The 13,947-nt window shown below is 73.4% G+C and carries 14 protein-coding genes and 1 riboswitch; of the genes, 6 read left to right on the top strand and 8 right to left on the bottom strand.

The genetic code is table 11. The features are described 5' to 3' along the window. Positions 1 to 10: 10 nt before the first annotated feature. Positions 11 to 1,030 (bottom strand): hypothetical protein, encoded by a 1,020-nt coding sequence (locus GA0070611_RS25330; protein WP_091669378.1) that lies wholly within the window; start codon positions 1,028 to 1,030, stop codon positions 11 to 13. A 14-nt stretch (positions 1,031 to 1,044) separates the two neighbouring features. After that, on the bottom strand, positions 1,045 to 1,254 hold the full coding sequence (locus tag GA0070611_RS25325; protein ID WP_091669373.1) for a heavy-metal-associated domain-containing protein: 210 nt from the start codon (positions 1,252 to 1,254) through the stop codon (positions 1,045 to 1,047). A 106-nt stretch (positions 1,255 to 1,360) separates the two neighbouring features. On the opposite strand from GA0070611_RS25325, the gene GA0070611_RS25320 reads away from it, so the two are divergent. Next, a complete protein-coding gene (locus tag GA0070611_RS25320) occupies positions 1,361 to 1,660 on the top strand; it encodes a metal-sensitive transcriptional regulator (RefSeq protein ID WP_091669369.1) in 300 nt (99 codons plus the stop codon). 175 nt (positions 1,661 to 1,835) lie between these two features. After that, the gene (locus GA0070611_RS25315; RefSeq protein WP_231921216.1) at positions 1,836 to 2,021 is read left to right on the top strand and encodes an SHOCT domain-containing protein; all 186 of its coding nucleotides are present in this window, start codon (positions 1,836 to 1,838) and stop codon (positions 2,019 to 2,021) included. A 170-nt stretch (positions 2,022 to 2,191) separates the two neighbouring features. On the opposite strand, the gene GA0070611_RS25310 is transcribed toward GA0070611_RS25315, so the two are convergent. Together GA0070611_RS25310 and GA0070611_RS25305 are read right to left on the bottom strand one after the other, a co-directional pair. After that, positions 2,192 to 2,821 (bottom strand): DUF305 domain-containing protein, encoded by a 630-nt coding sequence (locus GA0070611_RS25310; RefSeq protein WP_331715310.1) that lies wholly within the window; start codon positions 2,819 to 2,821, stop codon positions 2,192 to 2,194. Positions 2,822 to 2,908: 87 nt separating this feature from the next. Beyond that, positions 2,909 to 3,382 carry a DUF6153 family protein gene (locus GA0070611_RS25305; protein ID WP_157740385.1) on the bottom strand — a complete coding sequence of 158 codons (474 nt, stop codon included), beginning with the start codon at positions 3,380 to 3,382 and terminating at the stop codon, positions 2,909 to 2,911. Positions 3,383 to 3,751: 369 nt separating this feature from the next. Between GA0070611_RS25305 and GA0070611_RS25300 the strand changes: the two genes are divergently transcribed. After that, positions 3,752 to 5,050: a YibE/F family protein gene (locus GA0070611_RS25300; RefSeq protein WP_091669357.1), complete on the top strand. Its 1,299-nt coding sequence runs from the start codon at positions 3,752 to 3,754 to the stop codon at positions 5,048 to 5,050. A 154-nt stretch (positions 5,051 to 5,204) separates the two neighbouring features. Then, positions 5,205 to 5,335, top strand: a riboswitch (cyclic di-AMP (ydaO/yuaA leader). Positions 5,336 to 5,339: 4 nt separating this feature from the next. Next, the gene (locus tag GA0070611_RS25295; RefSeq protein ID WP_091669353.1) at positions 5,340 to 6,359 is read left to right on the top strand and encodes a coiled-coil domain-containing protein; all 1,020 of its coding nucleotides are present in this window, start codon (positions 5,340 to 5,342) and stop codon (positions 6,357 to 6,359) included. 70 nt (positions 6,360 to 6,429) lie between these two features. Here the strand turns inward: GA0070611_RS25295 and GA0070611_RS25290 are convergent, their stop codons facing one another. Continuing rightward, entirely contained in the window at positions 6,430 to 7,095 is a 666-nt protein-coding gene (locus GA0070611_RS25290) for a carbonic anhydrase (protein ID WP_091669349.1), read from the bottom strand. Positions 7,096 to 7,288: 193 nt separating this feature from the next. Here GA0070611_RS25290 and GA0070611_RS25285 point away from each other — a divergent pair, with 193 nt between their 5' ends. Together GA0070611_RS25285 and mycP are read left to right on the top strand one after the other, a co-directional pair. Further along, positions 7,289 to 7,627 (top strand): helix-turn-helix transcriptional regulator, encoded by a 339-nt coding sequence (locus tag GA0070611_RS25285; protein WP_091669344.1) that lies wholly within the window; start codon positions 7,289 to 7,291, stop codon positions 7,625 to 7,627. A gap of 56 nt (positions 7,628 to 7,683) precedes the next feature. Then, on the top strand, positions 7,684 to 8,919 hold the full coding sequence (mycP, locus tag GA0070611_RS25280; protein ID WP_231921215.1) for a type VII secretion-associated serine protease mycosin: 1,236 nt from the start codon (positions 7,684 to 7,686) through the stop codon (positions 8,917 to 8,919). Positions 8,920 to 9,017: 98 nt separating this feature from the next. Here the strand turns inward: mycP and GA0070611_RS25275 are convergent, their stop codons facing one another. The 3 genes from GA0070611_RS25275 to eccCa all read right to left on the bottom strand — a co-directional run bounded on the left by GA0070611_RS25275 (position 9,018) and on the right by eccCa (position 13,814). Continuing rightward, a complete protein-coding gene (locus GA0070611_RS25275) occupies positions 9,018 to 9,299 on the bottom strand; it encodes a WXG100 family type VII secretion target (protein WP_091669339.1) in 282 nt (93 codons plus the stop codon). Between the two features lie 29 nt (positions 9,300 to 9,328). Then, entirely contained in the window at positions 9,329 to 9,637 is a 309-nt protein-coding gene (locus GA0070611_RS25270) for a WXG100 family type VII secretion target (protein ID WP_091669334.1), read from the bottom strand. A gap of 208 nt (positions 9,638 to 9,845) precedes the next feature. Then, positions 9,846 to 13,814: a type VII secretion protein EccCa gene (eccCa, locus tag GA0070611_RS25265; RefSeq protein WP_091669331.1), complete on the bottom strand. Its 3,969-nt coding sequence runs from the start codon at positions 13,812 to 13,814 to the stop codon at positions 9,846 to 9,848. Between the last annotated feature and the right edge of the window lie 133 nt (positions 13,815 to 13,947).

Raw genomic sequence — 13,947 nt, 5'->3', positions numbered from 1 at the left:
GCACCTCCGGTCAGCTGTGTCCGTGACCCGGGCTGCCGTGGTCGGCCTCCGGGGTCGGCGCGGTGGTGGTGGTCGGCACGCCGGTGGTCGTCGGCGTGGTGGTGGCGGTCGTCGGCACGGCGGGGGCCGGCGCGGGCGGCTGCGGGCCGGCCACGACGGTGAACTCCGCGGTGTGCACGGCGTCGCCGTGCCGGAAGTCCAGGTAGAGGCGGTAGGTGCCGACCGAGGGCACCTCGGCGGAGAAGGTGACCGCCGGCCCGGCCGGGGTCCGCCCGTCGCCGGGCGCGCCCTCCGGGTGCACGTGCAGGTACGCCAGGTCGCCCCGGCGCAGCGCCACCAGGTGCCCGTACGCGCCGAGGTAGGGCTGGAGGTCGGTGACCGGTCGCCCGTCCCGGCTGACGGTCAGGGTGAGTCGGCTGGACCGGCCCGGCTCCGGAGCGCCGGTCAGGGTGACGGTGTACCCGTCGACGGTGGTGCTGGTGGCGGGGGCCGGCAGCGGCCGCTCGGCCAGTGTGCCGGGGACGGTCACGTCGACCCCGAGGGTCAGCGGCTCCCCGCCGGTCGGGGTGAAGTCGGCGTACGCCCGCCAGGCGCCCGGCCCGGCGAGCGGTGAGGCGACCCGCCAGGTGCCGTCGGCGGCCAGCTCGGGGTGGACGTGCCGAAAGCCGGAGAGGTCGCGGCGGGCGACGATCAGGTGCATGCGCTTGTCGTGCGCCACGTCGTAGCGGGTGACCGGACGCCCGTCCGGGCCGGTGATCCGGAAGGCGAACTCACCGGTGGCCGCGGTCACCGGTTGCAGGGTGTAGCCACGGTCGGAGACCAGCAGCCCGCCGGGCAGGTGCGCGGCGGCGGCCCCGGGAGCACCGTCCCCGTGGCCGGTCGCGCTGCCGGCGTGCCCGGCGTCGGTGGCGTCGTGGCGGGTCCCGGCGGCCGGGGTGACGGGATCGGTCAGGTGACCGACCCCGTACGCCGTGCCGAACACCGCCGCGAGGCCGAGGGCGAAGCCGCTCAGCTTCGTCGCCGTGTTCATCGGGGTGCCTCCCGTCACGCCCCGACGAGGTCGTAGCCGGCCTCGTCGACGGCGGCCCGGACGGTCTCCTGCTCCAGCGGGTTGTCGCTGGTGACGGTGACCCGGCCGGAGGCCAGGTCGACCTGGACGTCGGTGACGCCCGGGATCGCGCCCACCTCGGTGCTGACCGAGTTGACGCAGTGCCCGCAGGTCATGCCCTGCACCTGGTACGTGGTGGTGACCATCGTCCGTCTCCTCTCCTACCGCTTCATCGTACCGCTACCCGGTGGGGGTATCGGTCACGGGAACGGACCGTACCATACCCCCGAGGGGTAAGCTATCCTCGACGTCATGACCGCACCGACGCACCCGACCCGGGGCTACACCGCCAGCAAGGACCAACTGCTCGCGCGGCTGCGCCGCATCGAGGGCCAGGTCCGCGGGATCGAGAAGATGGTCGAGGACGACCGCTACTGCATCGACGTGCTGACCCAGATCTCCGCCATCCAGGCCGCCCTGGACAAGGTCGGCCTCGGCCTGCTCGACGGGCACGCCCGGCACTGCATGCACGAGGGTGCCGTCGAGGGCCGCGCCGACGAGATGGCCACCGAGATGATGGCCGCCGTCGGCCGGCTGATGAAGCGGGGCTGACCAGGGACCTCCGACCCCCCGAGGGGGTCGCTCGGCCCGGTCCGGAGAAGCAACCCCGGACGTACGGTCGAGGTGGCGACCGGGGCCGGCGCCACCGCCGCGCCGGACCGGCCGACCCTCGGGTACGGACAGGAGGGCAGCGGCGATGATGTGGAACGGCCCGATGATGGGCGCGATGTGGATCTGGTCCCTGCTGGGGCTGGTGGTGCTGGCCGGGCTGGTCTGGCTGGTGTTCCGCCTCACCGAAGGCGGACGCGCCGGGTTCGCCCCCTCCGCGGCCCGCCGCATCCTCGACGAGCGGTACGCCCGCGGCGAGATCGACGAGGAGGAGTACCGGCGGCGGCGGGTCGGCCTGACTTGACCCGCCTCGGCCCGGCCCCGACCCCCGGCCGGCCCCGACCCCCGGCCGGTGCCGGCCCCGCGACCACCCGCCGCGGGCCGACCCGCGACCACCCGTCGCGTGCCGGGCCGCAGCGGAGGTGCCGCCGGGCGCCCGGGCAGCGGAACGGCCCCGGGCGCCCGGCGACCTGCTCAGAGCCGGCCCAGCATCTCGCGCATGGTGTCGATCTCGTCCTGCTGGGTGGTGACGATCCGCTGGGCGAGCGCCTTCACCTCCGCGTCGAGGCCTCGGGCCAGCTCGTCCTTCGCCATCGTGAGCGCGCCCTCGTGGTGCGCGATCATCATGGTCAGGAACTGCCGGTCGAAGTCCGCGCCGGACGCCGCGGCGAGCCTGGTCAGATCGGCGTCGGACATCATCCCGGGCATGCCGTGGCCCATTCCCGGCATGCCGTGGCCGCCGCTCGCCGAGGGCACCGGCCGGCCCCAGGCGGTCAGCCAGCCGGTCATGGTCGCGATCTCGGGCGCCTGGGCATCCTTGATCCGCCCGGCCAGCGCCTTCAACTCGGGGTCGGCGGCCCGCGTCCCGGCCAGCTCCGCCATCTCCACGGCCTGCCGGTGGTGCGGGACCATCATCTGGGCGAACATCACGTCCGCGTCGCCGAACGAGGCGGACGCCCCGGTGGCGGGCGTCGCGGTGGCCCCGGTCATGCCGTGACCGGAGCCGGACATGGAGTGGTCGCCACCGCAGCCGGCCAGGGCGAGGGCAACGGTGACGGCCGCACCGGCCAGGGCGGTCCGGCGCGCGAGGGTACGAGTGATCACGATGAGAACCTTTCGGTGTCGGGCGTACGTACGCAGCGAGCGGAAACGCGGGTCACCGGTCCTCCCGGTACACCCGCGCCGGGGCTCCTACGTGCGCAGCACCGACACCGTGGCCAGCCGCAGCCCGTACCGCCGGGGTGGTGGGGCACGCGGGCCGACGACGCGACCGGCCGGTCCACCCGGATGGTGGCCGGCGCTCCGCGCACACGACCGCAGCAGGCCGGCCACCAGCAGCGCGACGGCGAACGCGCCGAGCACCGCCAGGCAGACGTCCCACCCCGACGGCGCGCCACCGGCCTCCCCGAGTGGGAGCAGACGCGCCCGGCAGCCGTCCCCGGCACAGTCGCTCATCGGTTCCATCGCCGGGGGAACCACGGCCGGGTGCCGGTCGGCCGCGTGGCCGGTCCGGACGTGCGCCGGGTGGTCGGCCGGGGCGTGCGCGCCGTGGCCGAGGGTGTGCATCGCGGTCAGTCCGACCAGGGTGCAGAACAGCAGCAGGAGCCGGACGAGCCGCCCCGTCACCGCTGCCTCCGCCACCACGATGACCACCGTAACCGGCACCCCACCCACCCCACCGCAAACCCGCCACCCCGCCGCCCCGCGCGGGCACCGGGCACCGGGCACCGGGCACCGGGCACCGGGCACCGGGCACCGGGCACCGGGCACCGGGCACCGGGCACCGGGCACCGGGCACCGGGTGATCATGAAGTTGTTGTCACAGGGAAGCGCGTTCCCGGGCCATAATTTCATGATCAATCCCGCCGGGGCGGTGCGGGCGGGGCCGCGACCGAGCGGAGTTCTCAGGGTGTCTGGCTACCATGCCGGCGATCCCGGCCTGCCGTTCGCGCGCGGGCAGCCGGACCGGTCGGGGGTGGGCCGAACCGGGGTCCGGTGAGACGTATCCCGCCGTGAATCGTTGGGAGACACGCCATGGGCGCCGACCACACCCGTCCCGCTCCGTCCGCCCCGCCGGGGGTGCGACGGCTGCTCCTCGCGACGGTGCTGCCGCTCTTCGCGCTCACCGTGGTCGCCGCGCTGGTGCTCTGGCCGCGGGACACCCCGGAGGTGAGCGGCGGCGCGCAGGTACCGCGCTACGAGGGCACCGTGGCCCGGGTGGTCACCGAGCCGTGCCCGGCGGTTCCGGAGGCGCCGGAGGGCACGCCGGGCGGCGCCGCCGGGCCGTGCGGCACGGTGACCGTCACCGCCGAGCAGGGGCCGGACGCCGGCCGCCGGGTCGAGACGCCACTGCCGTCGGGGCCGGGCGCGCCGCGGGTCGAGGTCGGTGACGAGATCGTCCTGGTCGAGCTGACGGACCCGGCGGACCCTTCGGCGAAGAGCTACCACATCGCCGAGCACCAGCGCGGCACCCCGCTGATCTGGCTGGCCGCGCTCTTCGCCGTCGCCATCGTGGCCTTCGGCCGCTGGCGGGGGCTGGCCGCGCTGGGCGGGTTGGTCGCCAGCTTCGCCATCCTGCTCGGCTTCGTGCTGCCGGGGATCGGCGCGGGCGGGTCGCCACTGCTGGTGGCCATCGTGGGCGCGGCACTGATCATGTTCGTGGTGCTGTATCTCACCCACGGGATCACCGCGCAGACCTCGGTCGCGGTGCTCGGCACGTTGGGCAGCCTGGTGCTCACCGGGGTGCTCGGCACCCTCGCCACCGCCGCCACCCACCTGACCGGCTTCGGCAACGAGGACGCCACCACGCTCTCGATGTTCCAGCAGGACGTGGACCTGCACGGGTTGCTGCTCGCCGGGATCATCATCGGCTCGTTGGGCGTACTGGACGACGTCACGGTGACCCAGGCGGCCACGGTCACCGAACTGGCGCACGCCAACCCCGGGCTGTCCCGGGTGCAGCTCTACCGGGCGGCGACCCGGGTGGGCCGGGCGCACATCGCCTCCACGGTCAACACCATCGTGCTGGCGTACGCGGGCGCCTCGTTGCCGCTGCTGCTCCTGCTGGTCGCCGACGCGCGGCCGGTCGGCCAGATCCTCACCAGCGAGTTCATGGCGCAGGAGATCGTCCGCAGCACGGTGGCCACCCTCGGCCTGATCGCTGCCGTGCCGCTGACCACCGGACTGGCGGCGCTGGTGACCACCGCCGGCCGCCGGGGCGGGGCCGACCCGGCGACCCCCGCCCCGCCCCGGCCGGCAGTCGAGCGGCACGAGGTGCTCGACGCGTTGGGCGGCCGGCGGGGGCCGGCGGGGACCACGGACCCGGCATGGTGACACTGCGCAGCGTGACGACCGGATCCAAACGCGACGCTGGTCACGCGGGGTGGCGACGAAATAGGGCTTCTGGTCGGCTTGGGGACGTAGATCCCCGGAGGGACTCTCGGGTAACCTCGCTGCCGGTCACCGCCGAAGGCGCGCAGCGGCGCCAGCGGTGCCACCGCCCAATCGCCCACGGGCGAGCCGGGGAACCAGGTACCCGGGGTGAATCCGCGCCAGCGGTAGGGACCACTTCCGTCCCGAACCCGACAGCTAACCCGGTCGGCGGTCGACGGAAGGGAAGACTGTGACGGCACCCCTGCGCCGCTGGTTGACACCTGTGGTGGCCGTGCTCGCCGCGTTCGCCATCGTTGCCGGTCCCACCCCGGCGCTGGCCGCGCCCAGCACCCCCACCCCCTCGGGGCACGAGGAGGACGACGAACCGCAGCTGATCACCGACGCCATCGCCGAGGCGAACCGGAACTTCCTCCAGGCGAAGGTGAAGCTGGACAAGTCGAAGCAGCGCCAGCTCCAGCTCGGCAAGGAGGTCCAGGCGGCGCAGCAGGAACTGGACGCCCTCGCCCCGCAGGTCAGCGCGATCGCGGCGCAGTCCTACCGGACCGGCCGGATGGGCGCGATGACGATGCTGCTGGAGAGCCGGACGCCCGACTCGTTCGTGAAGCGGGCCGCGGTGCTGGACGAGCTGAACATGGTGAACGCGCAGAAGCTGGCCCGGGTCACCGCCGCCAAGAACCGCGCCGTGCAGGCCAAGCTCGCGCTCGACGCCGAGGTGCGCGAGCAGACGAAGCTGACCAACGACATGGCCCGGGAGAAGGTCACCACCGAGAAGGCGCTGAAGCTGGTCGGCGGGCTGGGCTTCACCGGTGGCCTGGTCAACGCCACCTCGCCGGTGGCCCGGATCGGTCCGGGGCGTACCGCCGACGGCGACTGGCGGGCGGAGTCGTGCAGCGAGGACGACCCGACCACCTCGGGCTGCATCACGCCGCGCACGCTGCACGCGTACAAGGAGGTGCGGCGGGCCGGCTTCAAGCGCTTCGCCGGCTGCTACCGGCCGGGTGGGCCGTGGGAGCACCCGAAGGGTCGGGCCTGTGACTGGTCGTTGCAGAACAGCGGCTTCTCACCCTGGCACAACAACGACACCCGGATGTACGGCAACAACCTCGCCGCCTTCCTCATCCGCAACGCCGACCGGCTGGGCATCTACTACGTGATCTGGAACCGGCAGATCTGGTTCCCGGCCACCGGCTGGAAGTCGTACAGCGGACCGTCGAACCACACCGACCACGTGCACATGTCACTGCTGTAGCCGTACCCGCGAGAAGGGGCCGTTCCGCGCGCACGCGGGACGGCCCCTTCTCCGTGGGGTCGGGGGTCGCTCACCCGGCGAGGGCGGCGGGCGCCGCGTCGGCCGGAGCGGCCGGCGCGGGCAGCGGGTGGTCGGGCACCTGGGCCACCGTGCGCACCTCGCCCTTGGCCAGTCGGTACGACATGCCCACCACCGCGCAGTCGCCGGCGGCGACCCGGTCGGCGAGCACGGAGGAGCGGGCCAGCATGTGCTCCACGGTCTGCGCGATGTGCACGTCGAGGATCCCGTCGGCGTCCACGATCCCGTCCCGGGCGGCCCGGAGCAGGCTGGGCGCGACGGCGTCGACCAGCGCGCCGAGGTGCCCGGCGGGGGACGTGCCGGTGCTGACCGAGTCGCGGGCCGCCTGGATCGCGCCGCACGAGTCGTGCCCGAGCACCACCACCAGGGGGGTGCCGAGCACGGTGACCGCGTACTCGACGCTGCCGAGCACCTCCGGGCCCACGGTGTGCCCCGCGGTACGCACCACGAAGAGGTCGCCCAGGCCGCGGTCGAAGATGATCTCGGCGGCCAGCCGGGAGTCGGAGCAGCCGACGATCACCGCGAAGGGGTGCTGGCCGTCGGCGACCGCGGTCCGGTGCCCGGCGTCCTGGTTGGGATGGTGCGGCACACCGGTGACGAACCGGCGGTTGCCGGCGTACAACTCGGCGAGGGCCTGGTCGGGAGTGTTCGGCGTCACTGATGGTCCCCTCGTCCTGGCGCAGACGGCCTGATGAACCCGGCCGGCGGCACAGGCGGCCTCGTCGACCACGTTCACACGCAGCTGAAGGCCCGTCAAGGGATACGTGATACGCGTTTCATACGTCCGCCGGATCTTGACCGGCGGCGCCCGGAGCAGGGCAGGGCGGACCGCTGCCGGCGCGGGCCATACCATGGCCACCATGGCGACGACAGCAGGTGAGAACGGGAGCGCCCGGAACTGGACCTTCCTCACCAACCACGGTCATGTCCTGCTGGCGATCGCGCGCAATCCCACCGCGCGCCTGCGCGACGTGGCCGACGAGGTGGGCGTGACCGAACGCGCCGCCCAGGCGATCGTCGCGGACCTGGAGGCCGGCGGTTACCTGCGGCGGACCCGGGTCGGCCGGCGCAACGAGTACACCGTCAACCCCAGCGGCCACTTCCGGCACCCGGCCGAGGCCGACCAGCAGGTCGGTGCCCTGCTCGCGCTCTTCACCGAGGAATCGGCCGACAAGCCCGCCGAGGAGTGACGCCGGCCGTCGCTCCCGTCACCGCACGACGACCGGCGCGACGGTAGTCTCACCGCGTGCGCGACAGCTTGCGGTCGGACGGGACGACGTTGAACGCCGGTACCGGGCACCGGTTCCGGTCCCTCCTTTGTGGCACGGTCGCGGCGCTGCTCGGCACCGTCCTGGTGGCGCCCGCCCCCGCCGCGGCGGCCCCGAAGTGCGGCCCGCCCGGCAACCCCGCCCCCACCGAGGCGACCTGGGCCTGGCAGCGCCTCGACCCGTCCGCGGTCTGGCAGGTCACCAAGGGCAGGGGGATCACCGTCGCGGTGATCGACTCCGGCGTCTCGGCCGTCCACCCGCTGCTGCGCGGCCGGGTGCTGCCCGGGGCGGACTTCAACAACTCGCCACAGGCCCAGGGCCAGTGCGACCAGGTCGGTCACGGCACCCTGATCGCCGGCATCATCGCCGGCCGGGAGGGCACCGGCGTGCCGTACAGCGGGATCGCGCCGGAGGCGAAGATCCTGCCGGTACGCGTGCTGGCGGAGAACAAGGAGAACTTCGACCCGGGGGTGCCGGCGCAGATCGGCCAGGCCATCCGGTGGGCCGTCGACCACGGCGCCGACGTGATCAACCTGTCCCTGGTCACCCTGGACGACGACCAGCTGAAGCGCGCGGTCGGGTACGCCCTCGACAAGGGGGTCGTGCTGGTGGCCGCCGCCGGCAACCGGCAGGAGAACCGGGAGGACCGCCCCGGCTACCCGGCCGTCTACGACGGGGTGATCGCCGTCGCCGGCATCGACGAGCAGGGCCACCACGTCGGCAGCTCGGTCAGCGGTGACTACGTGGACATCGGCGCGCCCGGGCTGAACATCGTCGGCCCGGCCCCCGGCGGCTCCGGCTACCTCTACGAGCCGCAGGGCGGCACCAGCTTCGCCACCGCGTACGTCTCCGGGGTGGCCGCGTTGATCCGCGCCGCGCACCCGGAACTCACCCCCGAGCAGGTCGAGTACCGGCTCACCCGGACCGCCGACAACCCGCCCGACGGGCACAACGCCGACGTCGGGTACGGGATGGTCGACCCGTACCGGGCGGTGACCAGCCTGCTCGGCACCCGGTCGAACCCGCCGCTCGGCGCGATGCCCGAGCCGGTCCCGCCGGCCGATCCGCTGGCCTGGCAGCGGAGCGTGGCCATCTGGGTCGCCGTGGTGGGTGCCGTGCTGGCCGGCGTGCTGCTGGCGCTGCGGCCGGTGCTGGCGCTGGGCCGTCGGCGCGGCTGGCGCCCCGGCCGCCGCTCCACCCCGCTGGACGCCTGAAACCGCCGCGGCGCCCCGGCTCCGCACCCACGGGCCCGGAAAAGCAGTGCGGCTCCGGTCCGGCCGGAGCCGGAGCGGAGCCGCAGCCACCGATCAGATCAGTTACCCCACACCTTGGAGTTGCTCATCTCGGTGGACATGTAGTTCTCGCGAGCGATGCCGACCGCGCTGCCGATGTCGTTCAGGATCTTGTTGATGTCCCGAACGGCGGCGTCCCACTGAGCCTGGTGCTGCTCGTAGGCGGCCCGGTCCTGGCCCTCCCACTCCAGCTTGGTCAGCATCGAGCGCAGCGTGTCCAGCTTCTCGTCGATGGTCCGCGAGATGGCCTGCATCTGCTGGTTGCTGCTCTCGAGAACGGCGTAGTCAACCTTGATGCTCATCTAGTTCCTCCTTTGCCTGTCTTCGCGGATCACGGGTTGAGAGCTGCGTGGAACTTGTCCAGCATCTGCTGCTGCTCTTCGTCGTTGACCTGGTGGGTCGTCCCCGACTTGTCGAGCAGGTCGGCGATGTTGTCCATCGCCGTCAGCAGCTTGTTGGTGTCCTCGCTCCAACGCGTCATGAGCGACTGGAAACCGGTCGACGCCTGGCCCTTCCAGGCCATTGCCAGGTCGTCGACGACGTTCCACAGCTTCTTCAGCTCACCGTCGACGTCACCGCGCGTGGACCGCACGTCACTCGCGGCGGTGTGCAGAGTCGCTGCACTGACCTCGAACGCCATGCTTCACACCCTTCCGTCATCTTCGTGGCGGCGGATCCGCCGCGCCCCTCCCCCGCGGCAAGGCGTACACACCCCACCGACGGACACTTCCACCGAACCGTAGCGGACGACGTCCAGCCCGCGCAGCCCTGCTTCCGGGCCGCACCGTCGGCGCAGGCCAGGGGGCACAAGGCTTCCCGACCCCGACCGTACGAGGTGGACGGTCGGCTCACCCCGGCTCGGTCCACGCGGTCTGGATGAGCTGCTGACCGTCCCGACGGCGCACCAGCGTGCCCCGGCCCGGCGGCTGCGGGCTCGGCCGCAGGGTGCCGAAGACCGCGCCCTCCTCCCGGCTGCCCGACATCAGCAGGCCCGGCGAGTCCAGCTCGCGCAGCCGCTGGAGCACCGGCTCGTAGAGGGCCCGCGCCACGCCGCCCACGCGCCGGGTGACGATCAGGTGCAGGCCGATGTCCCGCGCCTGCGGCAGCAGCTCGTGCAGCGCGCTGAGCGGGTTGTTGCCGCCCGACGCGACCAGGTCGTAGTCGTCGACCAGGATGTACAGGTCCGGCCCCTTCCACCAGCTCCGGTCGCGCAACTGGGCGGTGGTCACGTCCGGGCCGGGCAGCCGGTTCTGCAGGGCGGCCCGGATCGAGCCGAGGCCCTGGCTGAACACCTGGTTGGACGGTGCGTAGTCGAGCAGGTGGTCGCCCTCCACCGCACCCAGCAGGCCGCGCCGGTAGTCGGCGATCACCAGCCGGGCCTGCGCCGGGGTGTACCGCTCGGCGATGCCCCGGGCGATCAGTCGCAGCAGGTTCGTCTTGCCGCACTCGGCGTCGCCGAAGACCGTCAGGTGCGGCTCGGTCGCCAGGTCCAGGTGGACCGGGGCGAGGGCCGCCTCGTTGACGCCGATCGGGATGCCCGGCGCGGACCGGTCGACCACCTTCGCCAGCTCGGTGACCGGCAGCTTGCGCGGCAGCAGCCGCACCTTCGGGGCCGGGCGGCCCGGCCAGTTGGCGGCCACGTGCCGGGCCAGCGCGATCGACGCCTCGGTCAGGTCCTCCAGGTCGCGCTTGCCGTCGATCCGCGAGATCGCGGTGAGGAAGTGCAGCTTGTCGCGGGTCAGGCCGCGGCCGGGCGAGCCGACCGGCACGTTCTGCGCCGCCCGCCGGTCGATCTCCGACTCGGCCGGGTCACCGAGCCGCAGCTCCAGCTTCGTGCCGAGCAGGTCGCGCATGTTGATCCGGATCTCCGCCCAGCGCACCGCGGTGATCACCACGTGCACGCCGAAGCCCAGGCCCCGGTTGGCCAGGTTGGTGATGGTCTGCTCCAGCTCCTCGTACTCCTGGCGCAGCGTGTTCCAGCCGTCCACCACGAGGAAGATGTCGCCGAACGGGTCGTCGGCGAACTCGCCGGCCGCCCGGCGCCGGCGGTAGCTGGCCACCGAGTCGATGCCGTGCTGGGTGAACCGGTTCTCCCGGTCGTCGATGATCGCGACCACCTCGGCGATGGTCCGCCGGACCGCCTCGGTGTCCCGCCGCCCGGCCACCCCGGAGGTGTGCGGCAGCCCCTCCAGGCTGCGCAGCGCGCCACCACCGAAGTCGAGGCAGAAGAACTGCACCTCGCGCGGGGTGTGGGTGAGCGCCAGCGAGGCCAGCATCGAGCGCAGCATGGTGCTCTTGCCACTGAGCGAGGCGCCGACGATGACCACGTTGCCGCCCGCGCCGGCCAGGTCGACCATCATCGGGTCGCGCCGCTGCTCGTACGGGCGGTCCACGATGCCGACCGGCACCGCGAGCCGGCCCCGTCCCGGCCAGTCGGCGGTGGTCAGGCCGAGGGTCGGGTGCACCGTCAGCGGCGGCATCAGCTCGGCCAGCCCGGACGGCTCGGCCAGCGGCGGCAGCCAGACCTGGTGCGCCGGGCGGCCCTGCCCCTTGAGCCGGTCGATCAGCACGTCCAGCATCGCCACGGCCTTGCCGTCGCCGCCCTGCTCCGGCTCGGGCGCGGCCTCCACCGGGGCGGGCAGCGCCGGCACCGGCACGTAGTCGATGCCGTACGGCACGATCCGCCGCTGCACCTGTGCCCGGACCGAGCGCTGCACCTGCCCGGGGGCCCGGTACGGGCCGGAGACGTACGCGGCGCGGAAGCGGAGCATGGTGGCGGTGTCGGTCTTCAGGTAACCGTGACCGGGCGCGCTCGGCAGCTCGTACGCGTCCGGCACGCCGAGCACGATCCGGCTCTCCACCGCCGAGAAGGTCCGCAGACCGATCCGGTACGACAGGTGGGTGTCGAGGCCGCGCAGCTTGCCCTCCTCCAACCGCTGGCTGGCCAGCAGCAGGTGCACGCCGAGCGACCGGCCGAGCCGGCCGATCATGACGAACAGGTCGATGAAGTCGGGCTTCGCGGCGAGCAGCTCGCTGAACTCGTCACAGATGATCAGCAGGCTGGGCATCGGGTCCAGCGGTTCGCCGGCCGCCCGGGCCTTCTCGTAGTCGTACCGGGAGACGTAGTTGCCGGCCGCCCGCAGCACCTCCTGCCGCCGGTTCATCTCGCCGGCCAGGGCGTCGCGCATCCGGTCGACCAGGGGCAGCTCGTCGGAGAGGTTGGTGATCACCGCGCTGGTGTGCGGCAACGCGTCCAGCGAGGCGAAGGTGGCACCACCCTTGAAGTCGACCAGGACGAAGTTGAGCTCCTCGGACGAGTGGGTGACGGCCAACGCCCCCACCACCGTCCGCAGCAGCTCGGACTTGCCCGAACCGGTCGCGCCGATGACCAGGCCGTGCGGGCCCATGCCCTCGTGCGCGGATTCCTTGAAGTCCAGCTCGACCACGTTGCCGTCCGGCCCGACGCCCAGCGGGATGCGCAGCCGGTCCCGCTGGCTGCGCGGCCGCCAGGTCTGCCGGACGTCCACCGCCGCCGCGTCGCCGATGCCGAGCAGGTCGGGCAGCTCCATGCTGCGGGCCAACGGCTCCTCGGTGCTGGCCCCCTGCTGCTGGGAGAGCCGGTAGGGGGCGAGCTGCCGGGCCAGGCCCTCGGCTGCGGTCAGACTGAGCTGGTCCGGCCGGCCGAGCCGGGAGGTCGCGGTGCCCCGGACCAGGTCCAGCCCGCTGCCGTCCCCGGCGTCGAGGCAGAGCAGCCAGCGACCGGCGTCCCGCGGCACCGCGCCGGAGAGGTCGACCACCGTGGCGCCGAGCAGGCCCGGCCCGGTGAGCGCGCAGGTGGGCGAGACCTCGCCGCCGTCGAGGACCACCACCACGTGCGGCGCGGTGGTGAGCGGCTTCGCCTCCGGGGCGAACCGGGGGCGGCCGCCCAGCTCGTTGCCGAGCGCGTGCTCCGCCTCGGCCAGGCTGGAGAAGACCAGCCGGCGCGCCCCGGCCGCGTCCGTACGCCCCTGGTACTGGGCGTGCGGCAGCCACTTCACCCAGTCCCACACCGGCTGCCGGTCGGGTGCGGCCACCACCGCGACGATCAGGTCGTCGGGGGCGTGGAAGGTGACCAACTGCCCCACCGTGGCCCGGGCCAGGCCGAGCACCGCCTCGCGCTCGCCGCGCAGCGCGACCCGGCTGAACGCGCGCAGCGACAGCGCGGTGGGCAGGTCCGGCACGCTGGAGTGGGCCCGGACGAACCGGCGCAGCGCGATCGCGCTCATCGGCTCCAGGTCCTCCACCGGCTTGGTCTCCGGGGGCACGATCTCCACGGCCAGCCGCTGCGGACCGAGCGCGATCCGGGCCTCGGCGAAGTCGTCCTCGGTGATCCGCCGCTCCCACAGGCGGCGGGAGGCGGCGATCGACCAGAGCGCGTCCGGCTCCGGGTGCCGCCAGGTCATCGCGGCCCGCTGCTGCTCGGCGGCCCGCCGGGTGCGCTTGCGCATCTGGGCCAGGTAGCGCATGTAGTCACGCCGCTGGGCGTTTAGCTCCGCCTTGTCGTTGTTGCCGCCGCCCATCGTGCCGATCGCCATGCCGAGCATGGAGATGCCGAAGAGGCCGCCGGCCACGTACGTCATGGTGCTGCTGCCGGGACGACCGGCGTAGAGGAACGCCATCGCGCCGACGCCGCAGAGCATCGGCAGGATCATCAGCACCTGGCCCATGCCCTTGGCCTGCTGCTCGGGCAGCTCGGGCGGGGACTCCAGCAACACCTCACCGCGCGGCAGCGCGGGCCCCGGTTGACGCGGAAGCCTGCGGAACACCACCGTGCTCAAGGGTTCTCCTCCCCAGAAGCGGCCCTGATCGTGGTCTGCCAACTCCCCCGGGACGCCGGGTGGGCAACCTGTGCGACCGCCATCGTAGGTAATCTCCCGGAGGCGTCGTGGACCCGTGGGGGCGACGCCACCG

Source organism: Micromonospora auratinigra, assembly GCF_900089595.1.
GTDB lineage: Bacteria > Actinomycetota > Actinomycetes > Mycobacteriales > Micromonosporaceae > Micromonospora > Micromonospora auratinigra.
Note: the sequence above shows the minus strand (reverse complement) of the source record. Positions and strands in the feature narration are given on the sequence as shown.

Excerpts from the sequence above, each read along its gene's own strand:
- GA0070611_RS25325 (WP_091669373.1), bottom strand. The coding sequence starts at position 1,254 with ATGGTCACCACCACGTACCAGGTGCAGGGCATGACCTGCGGGCACTGC.
- GA0070611_RS25285 (WP_091669344.1), top strand. The coding sequence starts at position 7,289 with ATGGCCACCATGGCGACGACAGCAGGTGAGAACGGGAGCGCCCGGAAC.
- GA0070611_RS25315 (WP_231921216.1), top strand. The coding sequence starts at position 1,836 with ATGTGGATCTGGTCCCTGCTGGGGCTGGTGGTGCTGGCCGGGCTGGTC.
- GA0070611_RS25275 (WP_091669339.1), bottom strand. The coding sequence starts at position 9,299 with ATGAGCATCAAGGTTGACTACGCCGTTCTCGAGAGCAGCAACCAGCAG.
- GA0070611_RS25330 (WP_091669378.1), bottom strand. The coding sequence starts at position 1,030 with ATGAACACGGCGACGAAGCTGAGCGGCTTCGCCCTCGGCCTCGCGGCG.
- GA0070611_RS25270 (WP_091669334.1), bottom strand. The coding sequence starts at position 9,637 with ATGGCGTTCGAGGTCAGTGCAGCGACTCTGCACACCGCCGCGAGTGAC.
- GA0070611_RS25300 (WP_091669357.1), top strand. The coding sequence starts at position 3,752 with ATGGGCGCCGACCACACCCGTCCCGCTCCGTCCGCCCCGCCGGGGGTG.
- GA0070611_RS25320 (WP_091669369.1), top strand. The coding sequence starts at position 1,361 with ATGACCGCACCGACGCACCCGACCCGGGGCTACACCGCCAGCAAGGAC.